The organism is Chitinophaga agri, assembly GCF_010093065.1.
GTDB classification, from domain to species: Bacteria; Bacteroidota; Bacteroidia; order Chitinophagales; family Chitinophagaceae; genus Chitinophaga; species Chitinophaga agri.
This window is the reverse complement of sequence record NZ_CP048113.1, coordinates 7003163-7019459: the sequence shown is the minus strand read 5'-3', so window position 1 is coordinate 7019459 and position 16297 is coordinate 7003163. Positions and strand designations below refer to the sequence as shown.

Genomic DNA, 16297 nt, shown 5'->3' with positions numbered 1-16297 from the left:
GACGATGAAGAATAATATAAAAGGATTTCAGCTACTCATGCTGATACTGCTACTCCTTTGTGGCAGCAGTAAAGGGCAACTTGCAGACTACGCTCAAAACAAAGAGAAGATATATATACAGACGAATCACGTATTCTTTAAACCAGGTGAAGAACTTTTCTTTAAGATATACCTGGTGAACGCAAAAAACAACTTCATCTCTGTACTGAGTAACGTAGTGTATGTAGAGATCATTGGTCCGTCAGGAAGTATCGTTGAGAAACAGAACTATCATATAGAAGATGGATACGCTGAAGGCAGTTTTCAGTTCGGCGAAGAAGTGCCCGGCGGTATGTATAAGATCAGGGCTTATTCTAACTGGATGCAGAATGAAAAAGAGAATACGTGGTTCACAAAAGAGATCACTGTACAAAGCGTACTTGCTCCGAGGGTACTCATGAAACTCGAGTTTCCTGAAAAAGGTTATGGCCCCGGTGATGAAGTGACTGCTGCCTATGCTATCCGCGACCTGGGGGATCGCCCGATTCCGGGATACAGCGCGAAATACACTGTTTCGATACAGGGGCAAACCATTATAACGGATGCCGTTAGAACAGATAGCCGTGGCAAGGCAGCTATCCGTTTCAAATTGCCGGCTGACTTAAATTCCAGCGACGGTTTATTGAATGTCACCGTTAATGTTGATGGATATACGGAAGCCATATCCAGAAGCATTCCAATCATAGTGAATAAAATTGACCTGCAATTCATGCCGGAAGGTGGAACATTTATCGCGGGCATTCCTGCTAACGTTGCATTCAAGGCGATCAATGAATTTGGGAAACCAGCGGATGTAAAGGGTCTGATAAAGGATGAGCTGAATAATACTATCACCTCTTTTGAAAGTACACATGATGGCATGGGACAGGTAGCGTTTACCCCGCAGGAAGGAAGAAGTTACAGGGCAGTATTGCTTAAACCAGCCGGTGTAGTGCAGCATTTTGATCTGCCAGCCGTTTCCAGACAGGGACTGGTGATGCATATCAGACGCAAGGAAAAGCTGCTGCAGGTGAGTATTACGACCACCCGGGATATTGACATCAGACTGGTAGCCCAAAGTAAAAACGATGTGCATTATTACAAGGAACTCTCTTTGCAAAAAGGTACACAGGTGGTAGAAATAGATCCGGCTACATTCCCCACCGGCATCGCCAGATTTACCATTACTACAGCAACACGTATTCCACTGGCGGAAAGGATCGTATTCCTGCATGCCGACAGGATACTGAATGTAAAGATCACTACTGATAAAGAGAGATACCAGCCCAGAGAAAAAGTAACACTACACCTGAAAACAGTTGACGAAACGGGACAGCCTGTTGCATCAAATTTCTCACTCACTGTGATAGATGACAAATTATGGTCACTGGCAGATGATAAGCAGGACCATATTCTCTCCTGGCTACTCATGAGCTCAGAGCTGCATGGAAAGATAGAAGAACCACAGTTCTATTTCAGGCAAGACAAAAAAGCAGCGGCATCATCACTCGACCTGGTGATGCTAACACATGGCTATCGGTATTTTGACTATATCGATCATGTGGAAAGAACCGGACAGCCCAAATTCGGAGCTGATCTAAGTAATATACTCAGCGGTGTGATAGCCGACATCAATGACAAGCCGGTTAAGTCAACTGTATATCTCATCCGTAGCTTCGACAAAAACAATACAGCAGCCAGCAAGATCATTAAACAGGAAACAGGAGAAGACGGCAAGTTCTTCTTTACCGATATAACACCAGCGGCCAACTATTATATTATGGCCCGCTCAGTAAATAAAAAAGAACATGTCTATATCAGGGGAGTGATGCAGGGAGCTGAATACATTCCCACACCAGCAAAAAAACTAAAAGATCCGTTTGCTGATGATCGTCTGCCAGCGCCGCTAATGGCTGACGTAAATAAGAACATTGACAAAGGATTGAACGGATTCTTCGCACTGGATATACCCAAACAGGATGTTATGGAGTGGGCCAAAGATGCAGATAGAAAGCTGGAAGAAGTAGTAGTGATCGGGTATGGTACGCAAAGAAAACAACAACTGGCGGGTGCAGTTACGACCGTGAACAGTCAGGAAATTGTTACGAACGTAAGCAACATGTTGTATGGAAGAGTAGCCGGCCTCGAAATTAAGACTAATCAGCTCTACAACAGCGACGAGTTTCATATCAGAGGATCACAATCCATTTCAAACAGCAATCAGCCGCTGATACTACTGGACGGTATTCCTGTTGACAAGTTATCTGATGCGATCAATCCTGCGGACATTGTTTCTATTACCATTCTAAAAGATGCCTCAGCAACGGCACTCTACGGTAGCCAGGGCGCAAACGGCGTCATACTGATCACTTCCAGGAAAGAGAACTATCCATCTACCATTATTAATTTAGAGCCGACTTACTATTATACATCAAAAGCGATTCAGCTTAAACAGGACAGGTATACCGTTACAAAAGGTTTCTATGCACCAAAATATCTTTCTCCTGAGACCCAGGTGAGGGATGATTTCAGAGAAACTATTTACTGGAATCCGGTGGTACAGACTGATAATAAAGGAGATGCCACTGTGGAGTTTTACAACTCTGATGCTAACACAACATTTCGTGCAATAGCTGAGGGTATTGGGTATAACGGCAAACTGGGCAGAAGTGAAAAGACCTATTCGGTGAAGTCTCCATTAATGGTAGATGCTAAAATACCACCTTATATGACAACGGGAGATGTGGTACGCATTCCGCTTGTCATCAGGAATAATACTGAAAAGGCGGTCACTGCGAAAGTCCTGGCACTGCTACCTTATAATGTTACGCAGGAGCCTCATCCTGATTCAGTAAGTGTTCCGGCCGACAGTTCAGTACAGGTCCTGATCACAGTAAAAGCTAAATCTGCTGTAAAGGGCAATTTCGAATTCATCGTTACAGCAGATAAACGCAGAGAATTTATTTCCCTTCCGGTAAAAATAGTCAGCAATGGATTTCCTGTTATCACGACACTATCAGGCAACAAATCCTCCGAGACAAAGTTTACAGTTGATCATATGATGGAAGGCACCCTGGCGACCGAGCTAAAGGTCTTTAATAAAATAGAAGACCGGTTACTAAGCGATATCGAATCCATGCTTAGAGAGCCATATGGTTGTTTTGAACAAACATCATCCACCACCTATCCCAACATCTATATTCTCAGGTTCCTGCGTAATTCCGGGAACCGTAATCTGACAGTAGAGAATAAGGCCATGGACTATCTTAAAGCGGGCTACAAGCGGCTGATAGGCTTTGAGACAGCACAAAACGGCTTCGAATGGTTTGGTCGTACGCCACCGCATGAAGCATTGACAGCCTATGGCTTACTGGAATTTACAGCTATGAGCGAATTCCTCCATGTAGACAAACAGATGCTGGCGCGTACGAAGAAGTTCCTGCTCAGCCGTCGCGATGGCAAAGGTAACTTTCAGATCCATAAACAGGGCCTGGACGCTTTTGCATCTGTTCCGGATCACATTGCCGGTTGCTACATTGTTTATGCTTTGACAGCAGCGGGTGTGAAGACAGAGATACAGAAAGAATATAACACCGCTGTCAAACAGGCCATGGAAAGCAAGGATGCTTACCTGTCATCCATGATGGCACTCGCTGCTCATCATATGGGTCAGCTGAATGACTTTAACCAGTTATTATCAGCAGCTAAACAGGCGAAACTGCAATCAGCAACAAGTGTAACAAACTCAAGAAACACTTCTCTGCGTGTAGAGACCATTGCTCTATATGCCCTGGCCCTGATGAAGGAGCAAACGCCTGATATGGGGGCCATTGCCGACCTGATAACAGGCATCATGAAGGAGAAAAAGTATTACGGCTATGGCTCTACACAGGCTACAGTACTCGCATTACAGGCAATAGTCGAATATCAGAAAATAATAGGAGATAAAATAGCTGCCTCCCAGATGGAGATCAAAGTAAATAACAAAACCGTCTTCCTAGGTAGTCAGCCACAATCAGCAGTTGATAACATCAGGGATGGTAACAACGTCTTTTCTATCAGATATAAAGACGAAAACATCAATGCGCCTTATCAGCTGGAACTGGCCTACTATACATCCCTTCCCCCTACCGATCCTCAGGCAGAATTAAAAATATCCACCAGTCTTTCGGACTCGAGTACCAGGGTGGGTGAAACAGTCCGGATGCAGGTAAAAGTTACGAACACCAAAGATATCCTTCAGCCGATGAGCATTGCGAAAGTGGGTATTCCGGCAGGGCTTACCGTACAGCCATGGCAGTTGAAAGAGATCCTGGAACAGGAGAAGATCGCATACTATGAAATATTCGACAACTACCTGGTGTTGTACTGGATGGGATTTGCACCGGGAGAAACAAAGACGGTCAACTTTGACCTGAAAGCAGAAATAGGCGGCAATTACAAAGGAAAAGCAAGTACTGTGTACTTATATTATACGCCGGAATTCAAACACTGGATATCTGGTACAGCAATTACTATAGAATAATTACTGTTGTATGCAATTGATGGCAATGCGGCTGCCCGTTTCAACGGGCGGCCGCTCATTTTTTACAGTAGTTTGTTGTTCTTAACATTGCCAGGTATTTTTGCGACCATTTCATACATACATTTGCGTGCTACTGACTTCATTAAATCACTATGTCTATAAGACTAACAGCAGTCATAAAGGAGACTAACTGAAAAGAATAACCATTTCATGTTCTTCTATTTTCATTACATATATAGGAAGATTATATAAGTTTGCAGCCGGCTTCAACCGCAGCAGAAAAAATTTTAGTTGCAACAATATTTTCTTTGCGGAGTCATCCAGATAAACTGTTTTAGCGCCAACAGCACTAATATTATTTTGTTAAAAACTAATACGCACGTATCACATGATTTTAGACCTATTGCCAGGCTCTAAGCCGACCAGAGCCAGTTTTATGAAACCCCTCGCCACAACACTACTTGTTTTAGTAACCGCATCAGCTTTTATTGCCTGCCGTACCAAAGCAACTGCTTCTTCAGTCACCGATCCGGCATCTGAAAATGTAGCCACATCTACACCTGCGGGAGCAACCAGTCTGTCAGAGAACTTTGAAACCGGCGGTAAGACGTCTTACGCAGCAGCAGACGTGACCCTGAGCAGCGGTAGCTGGACATTTGACGACGCCCTGATAGGTAATTTACCCGCTGACGCAAAGACCGGTTCAGCCGCAGCCCGTATCCGCAATATCGGATCCCTGACAATGAACTTCAATGCCAATGGAGCAGGCACGGTGAGTATTTCCCATGGTACATACGGCTCAGATGGTAGCAGCACCTGGCAGTTGTGGTATTCGGTCAATAATGGTAAGACCTACAAACAGGCAGGTGGTATGGTCACCAGCTCTTCCAACACGCTGCAGACCGCTGTATTCACGCTGAATGTAAGTGGTACAGTACGTCTGTCTATCCGCAAAATCGGCGGAGGCACTAACCGTCTTAATATTGACAACATCATTATCAATACATCTGGCGTTACCGGCGGCACTACCGAACCAGGTAATACGAATGGCGATAAACCAGGCGGTAATAAAACAGATGAAACAACTACTGGCCACCATGCGCCCGGCAAAGGAAATACTGGTGGTACAAAAGGTAGTACCGGAGATAATAGTCACCTGCTGATGGGCAATCCAAGTGGAGCAGTAGCCAGCACCAGTTCCCCAACCAATTACCTGATGAATGAGACCTATTACAGCATCTCCTATAACAATGCTAAAGGCACCCCTAACTGGGTTTCCTGGCATCTGAACAAGGCTGATATTGGCAGCACACCACGGAGAGATGAATTCAGACCTAACGCCGCACTGCCTGCGGGCTGGTACCAGGTAAATGCAGCAAGTTATGCGAGCAGTGGATTTGACAGAGGACATAATTGTCCGTCGGGCGACAGGACCTCTTCTACAGCAGCAAATGCCGCTACCTTCCTGATGACAAACATGATCCCTCAGGCGCCTTCCAATAACCAGAAAACCTGGAACAATATGGAAGTATACATCCGTTCATTGGTGAATGCGGGCAATGAAGTGTATATAATAATGGGAAGCTATGGTATAGGCGGTACAGGAAGCAATGGTGGCGTGACTAAAACACTGGATAATGGCCGTGTAACAGTGCCATCGCATGTATGGAAAGTGATCGTAGTGATCCCTGATGGTAATGATGATATCAAACGTATCACGAGTGCGACCCGTGTGATCGCAGTCAACACACCGAATATCAACAGCATCAGCCCTGACTGGAAAAAGTACCGTACCAGTGTAGATGCCATTGAAGCCGCTACCGGCTATGATCTGTTATCCAGCTTACCAACCAGCGTACAGCAGGTAATAGAAGCCAGAATAGATAACGAGTAAAAATAAGAGCAGGAATTACGAATCAGGAGATATACTGCCACAGCAACAATATATTCATCCGATTCGTAATTCCTGCATATTAATTTCTATTACTAATTACAGCTTGATATAGCCGACTTTCAGTCCGCCAGTCAGTGTCGTATTAGTGATCTGATAAAAGTTAGATGAAGTTGTACCGGCAGAAGATACAGTCGGGAATTTATAATTCGCCAGTGAACCCGTTCCTTCGGTAGCTACGGCACCATTTTCCAGGTAGATATAGTACTTAGGATAGATAGTACCTGTACCATTCAAAGGAGCAATGAACACGTTGCTGTTGATCACGTTCCTGCCAGTCTGACCGCTGTAACCATTGATACGCAGTGTGTTACCTTTTACGTTTGCAACAGTATTGTTAGTAAACGTTACAGCTGCACCACCTGCCCCTCTCATGCTCACACCATCACCTTGGTTATCAGCAAACAGGTTGTTTTTAACGATGTGTACAGTACCTGAACCGTAAAACTGATACAGTTCACCCCAACCGTTACGAACGATATTGTCGTGTGTATTGGTGTTTGTAGTACGGCCACCGATCAGGATACCACCGTTGTGTGCTGAGTTCTTCTGCGTTGCCCAGTTGGTCACAGTGTTAGAATAAACTTCCAGTTTATCGATCGCAGAAGTCTGAATACCGTCCAGACCACTGTTAGATACGACGTTGCTGTAGATCTTTACATTGTACCATTTGATTGGCTGTACATACTTGTGACCAGCAGTCATACCGGAAGTGTTACCATAATAAGGAATACCTGAAGTCAGGTCCCAGTAAGTAGCGGTATGACCGATATACATTGCCTCATTTCTGGTGTTATTGATGGTAATACCGTGAATAGACAGATTGTACATCTGAGAGTTAGGCCACTGAGAAGATAAGTCTGCACTTGTAGGCTCGGTTTTAGCTACGATACCAGTACCACCGTTGTTGATGGTCAGGTTGTACACTTCGAAATTGTCTGTATGGTTACCCAGGTGAATGTTGAAATATGCTTCTCTCGCAGCGGAAGTAGAACCGTTAACGAGGAAATACGCTTTACCATTCGGGCTACCCAGCTTGATGTAATGGCAATTTGAGAACTGAAGCGCAGCCGGATAGCCGCCGCCACTCCAGGATGGATTACCCACATTCACAATAGTACCAGAGGCGTTCTGAATTTTAATAGGAGCAGCAGCAGTACCACTCATATTAGAGATCACAACAGATTTAAAAGTTCCTTTCAGGTTAATAATGTCCCCAGCTTTATAAGTGCCGTTCTTGTTGTCTATGGTCAATATCCCGTTTGCGTCCGGGCCTAATGTAAATGTCCTGCCTGTCGTGGTGACACTAGTCTCTGAGTTCTCGATGGTCTTATCGATACTTTCGTCTGCTTCTTTTTTACATCCTACGATAAATGTTGCAAGTGCTGTTGCGGCAATAATCATGTGCCTGCGGTAGTCATGTCTGAATTTCATGGTTCTTCTATAATGTTATGGTCATGCAAGCCGCCATCCTTGCATTTTCCCCTGCAAGCGGCTCAAGCGATATGGTTTTTAAATATTAAATTCCCCTTTAATGTTGTTGGCTAAAATGTTTTACTCTAAATATTGGCTTTTTTTCTCTGCAATATGCTTCGACTGATAACAATACCCCCTTTTTTTTAAAAGTTTTTCAAAAATCGTTTAAAAGTACCCTCTCCAAAACGGGAGCTAAGGTAAAATATTATGCTTGGAATAAAAGTTTTTTTTCGCTCCAAACAGCAGAATATCAGTATCTAATATACAAATTAAATATACATAAAAAGTTATAATGTGTTAATTATTTTTAAAATTAACCGGACCCGGCAGAAAACGGACGAGTCGTTTCATAACGGAAAAGAACATATGTAAAAAAAGCAATTTTGGGACAGAAATAAGGGTATCTTATGCGTAATGTTACTAACGGAAAAGTATATATACCAAAATAAATAATACATAATAACATTCTATGTATCCGGTCCCTGCCATAGGTTTCACTACATTACATTTATATCCTTATGCGGTGTTATCTGCCTCGTTTCGTATATGATTTTATTGCTTTTACTACCACGGTAATGCTATTAACTACCCCTTTCAGGATATAACACAACGTGACCAAACACAACACAAATGCATCATAATCAATAGCTAACACATCTGGAACCGTTTTTGCAAGCACTACCATATATATCAGGCATATAAAAGACCAAGGATTTTACATGCCTCATTTATTCAGCAAAACAACTTTATATGATGACGAAAGCACAGTATGTTGTTGCGGTTTGGCTGGCAAATTTTAACCATGAGAAAGAACTGCGAAATTACCTTGAAGTCAGGTACGATGAAGATGGCAACAGCCAGTCAGGCTTCGGCCATGCCGTTGGTCTGCAACACTTTGACAGCGACTTCCTGGAACATACCTCATTCACAAATGGAATGAGACCAGAAGAGATTATTAATGGCTTTTCCTTTAGTGAATACTTTAAAAACGATCTCTCAACAATGATCAGTCATGATACGCTATATGATCATAACACCATCATCTTCCTGTATGGTAAACAGGACAGATACGGGGCCATCAACGAACATGTATTCACGCTGGCCAATAGTCCCTGGCGACAGTTGCCATTTAGTTTCATTGGTACGGTAAAATTTGAGATCGAAAACCAGTAGAGGAAGTGTAGGAATCAGAATGGGAAATGGGGAATCAGGATACTTATTTTCTTCAATAAATCAACGGGGCGCATCAAGTAATGATGCGCCACGTTTTTATATATTCAATCACTACTTCACTATTACCATCTCATTCACACCATCCTCTGCTGCATTCAATTCTAATCCTGATTACCTAATGCTCCCACTCTCCTTTATTCTTCTGAAAACTATAGATCAGATAAAAAAGTGCCGGCAAGATAAAAATACTTCCAAGCAGCAATGCCATCGCCAGTGAATAGATCGTCTTCTCCTGACCCGCATGCTCCATCAGTGACAGGTACTGTCCTCCCTTCAGGATCACAATATTCGGATAATGCCGCAATGTAATCGCCAGCAGGATCATCGTTACCTGAAACCCAGCCAGTACACGGATGATCAGCACCTTTCCCTTCTGTAATAACAGATACCATAACAATATCAGTGACAACACGGCTGCTACCAGTGATACAATACCTACGACGTTATCAAACAACCACCTATCCAAAGGAATGGCTTCTGCCTTTGCTGACAGGAATACCAGCCCACCAAATACGACTGCTGCTCCATTCATCTGCTTTGCCTTCCGTATAAACCGTTTTCTGCTGGCATCATCCCTGGTCTCCCCGATAATGAATATAGCTGCCAGATACCCGCAGATAGCCACGGTAAAGAAGCCGACAGTTACTGAAAACCAGTTTAGCCAGCTAAATACATAAGCTGACAGAAAATCGGACGCTCCGGGGTCTATTTTGCCTGATACAGCACTGGCAGCGATCACCCCCAGAAAGAAAGGTGTCACAAAACTTGAATACACAAAGATCTTGTTATAGACCTTCTGCATATTATCCACCACCGCGTCATAGTTACGGAAGGTAAATGCTGTACCCCGCGCAATGATACCAAACAACATGATCACCAGCGGTATGTGAAGATGGGTGGATACTGTTGTATAGATCTGCGGAAATCCTACAAACAGCACCACAATAGCAATGATCAGCCACATGTGATTGGCCTCCCATACCGGCCCGATAGCCTGATACATCGTTGTACGTGTATATTGTTTATTTTTTGCAGAAGTGAACAGCTCAATGATACCCGCTCCAAAGTCAGCGCCTCCCAATAAAATATACAGCAGAATAGCTGCCCATAAATATGCGATCACTACATAAATCATGCTACTGAAATTTTAAACTGCCGGTGAAACATCATATAACTTATCAACCATCCTGATCTGCCTGTACAACAGAAAAGTAACGATCACGGAAAGCGATATGTACACGGCTGTAAAGATGTAAAAAGAATAGGCAATACCCGGCATCGGTGTCACGGCGTCGGCCGTACGCATGATACCATTAATGATCCATGGCTGACGTCCTACCTCTGTCACTGTCCATCCCGCCTCCACCGCAATAAAGCCCATCGGCGTAGCCAGTACGAATGCCCGCAGGAACCAGGTCCGCTGCATCCACTGCCGCTTTCTCCAAATGGCTATAAAATAGCATACAGCTATCAGCAGCATTACCATCCCTAGTCCCACCATCACCTGAAAGGCATAGTGTGTAACAGCCACGGGGGGCTGATCCTCTTCTGGTATTTTATCCAGTCCGTCAACCGGTGTCTGAAAATTACTATGCACCATAAAACTCAGCATACCGGGCAACTTGATCGCAAACTTTACTTCCTTCGCTTCGCTATCGGGAATACCCCCTAATATCAGTGGCGCTGCCGCTTCCGTATGATAATGTGCCTCCATCGCTGCCAGTTTTGCCGGTTGCCGCTTCGCTACGTCCTTCGCAGAAATATCTCCACTCAGCGGTTGCAGTAAGGCGGCCACACAGGCAAATACAGCCGCGATCCGGAACGACTGCGTATGAAAACGGATGTTCTTTTTCTTCAGGATCATCAGTGCATGGATACCTGCCACGGCAAAGCCAGTTGCCGAAAATGCCGCTATACACATATGCAATGCCTGTGAGAACCACGCATCGTTAAACATCGCCCTGATCGGATCTATATTCAAATACTGACCATTCACATAATCAAATCCCGCCGGACTATTCATCCATGCATTCGCTGCCACAACCAGTATACCAGATACTAACCCGCTGACACCTACTACCACACCGGTAAACCAATGAAACCACCGGTTGAACCTGCCCCATCCATACAAAAAGAAACCCAACGCGATCGCCTCGATGAAAAAGGCGGTTCCTTCCAGGGAAAAAGGCATTCCGAAGATCGGCCCCGCGTGTTTCATAAACTCCGGCCATAACAATCCCAATTCAAAAGATAACACGGTTCCTGATACCGCTCCTGTTGCAAAGAAGATGGCGACTCCTTTACTCCAGGCTTTGGTAATATTCCTGTATACAACATCATTTGTTTTTAGCCAGTAAAAGTGCGCAACCGCCATAAAAAAGGGCATCACCATACCAATACAGGAAAATACGATATGAAAGCCCAAAGACAGCGCCATTTGCGACCTGGCAGCCATAAAATCATTCATGCAAACCCGATTTACGCCTCAAAGCTACTAAATACCCGACAGGCGACTATGACAAATATCATCTGAGAAAAAATGACTATAAAAAAGGCTTTAAGTGTTACTTAAAGCCTGTTCAATTTAGTAATCCGTAAACGATGATTTCATGATCTTCTCCTCTTCCTTTATCCTGTTCACCAGGGGGATCAGGTAAAGCAGCAGTCCAGCGATCAATGTTACCCAGGCATGAAAGAAAAGGGCATACCCTATCAGCTCAGGGATTATGTTCAGATAATAATTAGGATGTTTGACCAGGCGGAATAATGGCGACTTGTTGATCCTGTGGTGTGCTACCGGAGCAATGATCAGTTTCACCGTCCATACATGCCGGATCGAATAGATCACATAGTACAGCATGATAATAGATATGACAAAAATAGCCATACCGGTGTAGCTGACTGTGTCATAGAAAAAGGCGCCTCTAAGCGCCCCTTCTGTCACCGCGCCGACGTAGTACAGGGTATGTGCCAGTACAAGGAACATAGAATTCTTTTTACCATACTCTATGGCGCCCATTTTCTTTAGTTTACGCTCATTGGTACCTGAAATAGCCAGACTGCAGAACCGTGCAATAACGGCGAGGAAAAAGATGGTGGTGATAATGGTGTTCATTGAGTTGTCGTTGTGGCTTCTAAAATATGCTTATTTATCGTACAATTACTGGAAAGCCCTCCATCCCGGATCAATATTTGTACTAAGACCCCGGGAGTTCCTGCTACGGCCACCATCTTCGTTGATACTTAAAACCAGTTACATGAAAGTGAAACAGTTTGAAGATAAACCGCTCTCTCATTATTCCTATGCCATACTGCATGCTGAAGCAGCTGTTGTCATACTGATTGACCCAGCCCGTAACCCGCAGCCTTATCTCGACTTTGCGGCGGCGAATTATGCGAAGATCACGGCGATCATAGAAACACATCCGCATGCTGATTTTGTCAGCAGTCACCTGGAATTAAGGCTAACGACCGGTGCGGATATCTATTGCTCCGCACATGCAGCTGCTGCCTATCAACACCTGCCCTTTGACGAAGGACAATCTATTGATCTCACTGATATGACGCTCCGTGCGATCAATACGCCCGGACATTCTCCGGACAGCATCTCTGTCGTACTCAACTACAAGGGCAATGACCTCGCAGTCTTCACCGGCGACACGCTTTTTATTGGTGATTGTGGCCGTCCGGACCTACGGGAGGGCAATGGCAACCAACAGGCACTAAAAAAAGACCTGGCGGTAAAGATGTACCACTCCCTGCGGAATAAACTGCTGCCCCTGGTTGATAATGTGATCGTATATCCTGCTCATGGCGCCGGTACACTATGCGGTAAAGACCTCCGCGATGCCAGTCAGTCCACCATCGGGGAAGAAAAACAATCCAACTGGTCCCTCCAGCCCATGAGTGAAGAAGACTTCATTGAAACACTGCTCAGCGACCAGCCATTCATACCCCAGTATTTTCCATATGATGTAGCACTCAATCTCCTGGGTGCACCTGCCTTAGAAAAGACCCTGGCTGCGATCAATATCATCTACCCCGACGCATCTTTTATTCCTGATGAAATCACTATTGACACCAGAGATGCCGCCCTCTTTAAAGCCGGTCATCTCCCCGGCTCGTTTAACATCATGCTGGATGGAAAATTTGAAACCTGGCTGGGCGCCATCATTCCTCCCGGTGACATGTTTTACCTGCAGGCAGCTACACCTGAAACCCTACAGGAAGCGATGATCCGGACAGCCGCTATAGGGTATGAACCTTTCATCAAAGCAGGGCTTGTCATGCATGCCGGCAGCGAAAAGCAAACCCCGTTTGACGTCAAGTATTTCCGCGAACACCTCCAGGACTATACTATCATCGATGTACGTAATACGCCAGAAGTAGAAAAAAAGCAGATCTTCAGCCATGCCATCAACATCCCGTTACCAGCATTACGGTTCCGCCTCCGGGAAATACCACTGGACAAACCAATCGCCGTTCATTGTGCGGGCGGTTATCGCAGTGCAGCTGCCAGCAGTATACTGGAAGCCGCCCTGCCTGATAACCTGGCCATCACCGATATCGGAGAACATATCAGTGAGTTTTAAACTCGCATGTTACTATTCCGCCTATAGTGCAACGACGGAATATTGATCATACCGGATGTATAATAACTCCGCTGCTGCGACATTGCCGGACGGACAGTTATATTGCCGGACTTAAACCACCTGCACTTTATAATGAAACCTTCTGCAAAAACCCTCCTGCTGTCAGCACTGTGTACAGCCTTTGCTGCCGACAGCTACAGCCAGTCTTCCTGGCAGATGCAGCCTGTGGCCATACAGACCCGCTGGGCAAAAAACGTCACCCCTGAAAACGTATTACCCGAATATCCACGTCCACAGATGGCCCGTCAGCAATGGGTCAATCTCAATGGCCTCTGGCAATACGCCATCACCGCCAAAGAAGCCACTACGCCAACCACTTTCGACGGTAACATCCTGGTGCCGTTTGCGGTAGAATCGGCCCTGTCCGGCGTCAAAAAACCAGTATTACCCTCCCAGAGGCTCTGGTACAAACGCAGCTTTGCCAGACCCGATATCAAAGAGGGAGAACACGTCCTGCTTCACTTTGGAGCGGTCGACTGGCAAACAAAGGTATATGTCAATGGAAAAGAGGCTGGTCAGCATACCGGCGGTTATCAGCACTTCTCTTTTGATATTACCGCACTGCTGCAGGAAGGCGATAACGAACTACTGGTCGATGTATATGACCCAACAGACCAGGGCCCAAATCCACATGGCAAACAGGTACTCGCACCTAAGGGCATCCGCTACACGGCCACTACCGGTATATGGCAAACGGTATGGCTGGAAACAGTCCCGGCTACCTACATCACTGACCTGGTCATCACACCAGATACAGATGGCGGTTATCTCTCGCTCACCGTACACACTTCCGGCGATACTAAATTTACCATAGAAGCTGAAGCCAGTGCAGCGGGAAAGATGAGCGGCGCCATAAAAGGCCCTGCCAACCGCACCCTGAAACTGCCACTGCCTGATGCACGCCTCTGGACGCCGGAGAATCCCTATCTATACGATCTGTCCATCAAACTGGTCAAGAACAACCATGTAAAAGACGAGGTCACCTCCTACTTCGGGATGCGGAAGATCCAGATCAAAAAGGACAATGCCGGTCAGGAACGCATTTTTCTCAATAACAAATACACCTATAATCTCGGCGTACTGGATCAGGGGTTCTGGCCGGATGGCCTCTACACCGCCCCTACCGATGAAGCATTACGATTTGATATTGCGGCCATCAAAAGCATGGGATTTAACACCATCCGGAAACACATCAAAATAGAACCTGACAGATGGTATTACTATGCCGATAAAATGGGTATGCTGGTATGGCAGGATATGGTCACCTGTGCCAGTCTGGAACCTGATGCAAAAACTGCCTTCGAGAAAGAGAATGAGGCCAATGTGAAACAATTATATAATCACCCCTCTATTATTTGCTGGGTGTTATTCAATGAGGGATGGTATAGTTATGATCAGCCCCGGCTGACAGATTGGTTCCATAAAAAAGACCCAACCCGGCTGATCAACGGGCATACCGGTGAAAACTATGATAAAGAGGGGGCGCCGACGGTTGTCAACAAATGGCCGGGCAGTGATCTCGCTGACATACATGACTACCCTGGTCCGGGCATTGCACCTGCTGTACCGGGCAAAGCGCGTGTACTGGGCGAATGGGGCGGCGTAGGCGTACCTGTCAGGGGGCACCAGTGGAATGCTGCTGCCGGCTGGGGCTATGTCAAGATCACCCCTTCCGAGATGACCGATAAATACGCTTCCATGGTGAAAAAGCTGCACCAATACGAAAGGGATGGCCAGTCGGGATCCATCTATACAGAACCTTTTGATGTGGAAATAGAAGAAAATGGCCTGATCACCTATGACCGGGAAGTCATCAAAGTGCCCATGGAAATATTACGCCAGATCCATGCCCCGTTCACCCCCCAGGAATGGAGTAAGGTACTGTTACCCAGCCTGGTACTGAAAAATGCGGATACCAGCTCCATACCCGACCCGCACCGCAGGCAATTCCTGGCGTTGCTGGAAATGGATGCGGAAGTGAAAAAGACCCGTAACTATAAAATACTGGCGGACACCTTAACTGACTACCTCTCTCATGGAGGCAGCAGTTTCTCTCCCGCTAAAATAGCCGGTATGGCCAGAAAAGTATTTGAGGGCACCAGTGATGTTGCCCTGTTAAACCAGGCCCTGAAATGGATGGAAAAAGCGGTAGATATGGAAAGGAATTCCTTTACCATGAGTGTGTATGCCAACCTGTTATATAAACTGGGCAATAAAGAGGAGGCATTAAAATGGATAGATAAAGCTGTCATGCTGGCACCAGTGGAAGAACAGGCTGGTTATCAGTCGATCATGAATAAAATGCAGCAGGATCAACATACATGGCCGAATTAATCAGGAATTGGGAATCAGAGATACGACATGTCATTCCATAAATAACAAGCGTTGTTCCATTTAAATGAAACAACGCTTGTTATTTATAGACAGATCCTTTTTACGGAA

9 protein-coding genes are annotated in these 16297 nt (G+C 45.4%); 5 read left to right on the top strand and 4 right to left on the bottom strand.

All coding sequences use genetic code 11. The features are described 5' to 3' along the window. Positions 1–4 precede the first annotated feature (4 nt). Both GWR21_RS28080 and GWR21_RS28075 read left to right on the top strand, forming a co-directional pair. Positions 5–4543: a TonB-dependent receptor plug domain-containing protein gene (locus GWR21_RS28080; protein WP_162335016.1), complete on the top strand. Its 4539-nt coding sequence runs from the start codon at positions 5–7 to the stop codon at positions 4541–4543. 388 nt (positions 4544–4931) lie between these two features. Further along, complete coding sequence (locus GWR21_RS28075; protein WP_238430055.1) at positions 4932–6437, top strand: DNA/RNA non-specific endonuclease; 1506 nt, start codon at positions 4932–4934, stop codon at positions 6435–6437. Positions 6438–6533: 96 nt separating this feature from the next. Here GWR21_RS28075 and GWR21_RS28070 read toward each other — a convergent pair whose 3' ends face one another. Next, a complete protein-coding gene (locus GWR21_RS28070) occupies positions 6534–7928 on the bottom strand; it encodes a right-handed parallel beta-helix repeat-containing protein (RefSeq protein WP_162335015.1) in 1395 nt (464 codons plus the stop codon). Positions 7929–8720: 792 nt separating this feature from the next. On the opposite strand from GWR21_RS28070, the gene GWR21_RS28065 reads away from it, so the two are divergent. Beyond that, on the top strand, positions 8721–9143 hold the full coding sequence (locus tag GWR21_RS28065; RefSeq protein WP_162335014.1) for an immunity 22 family protein: 423 nt from the start codon (positions 8721–8723) through the stop codon (positions 9141–9143). Positions 9144–9318: 175 nt separating this feature from the next. Here the strand turns inward: GWR21_RS28065 and GWR21_RS28060 are convergent, their stop codons facing one another. From GWR21_RS28060 to GWR21_RS28050, 3 genes are all read right to left on the bottom strand, one after another. Beyond that, the gene (locus GWR21_RS28060; protein WP_162335013.1) at positions 9319–10338 is read right to left on the bottom strand and encodes a cytochrome d ubiquinol oxidase subunit II; all 1020 of its coding nucleotides are present in this window, start codon (positions 10336–10338) and stop codon (positions 9319–9321) included. A 12-nt stretch (positions 10339–10350) separates the two neighbouring features. Continuing rightward, the gene (locus GWR21_RS28055; protein ID WP_162335012.1) at positions 10351–11670 is read right to left on the bottom strand and encodes a cytochrome ubiquinol oxidase subunit I; all 1320 of its coding nucleotides are present in this window, start codon (positions 11668–11670) and stop codon (positions 10351–10353) included. A 117-nt stretch (positions 11671–11787) separates the two neighbouring features. Then, complete coding sequence (locus tag GWR21_RS28050) at positions 11788–12318, bottom strand: isoprenylcysteine carboxyl methyltransferase family protein (protein ID WP_162335011.1); 531 nt, start codon at positions 12316–12318, stop codon at positions 11788–11790. Positions 12319–12460: 142 nt separating this feature from the next. Here GWR21_RS28050 and GWR21_RS28045 point away from each other — a divergent pair, with 142 nt between their 5' ends. Further along, on the top strand, positions 12461–13795 hold the full coding sequence (locus GWR21_RS28045) for an MBL fold metallo-hydrolase (protein ID WP_162335010.1): 1335 nt from the start codon (positions 12461–12463) through the stop codon (positions 13793–13795). Between the two features lie 132 nt (positions 13796–13927). After that, complete coding sequence (locus GWR21_RS28040) at positions 13928–16189, top strand: sugar-binding domain-containing protein (RefSeq protein ID WP_162335009.1); 2262 nt, start codon at positions 13928–13930, stop codon at positions 16187–16189. Positions 16190–16297: the final 108 nt, after the last annotated feature.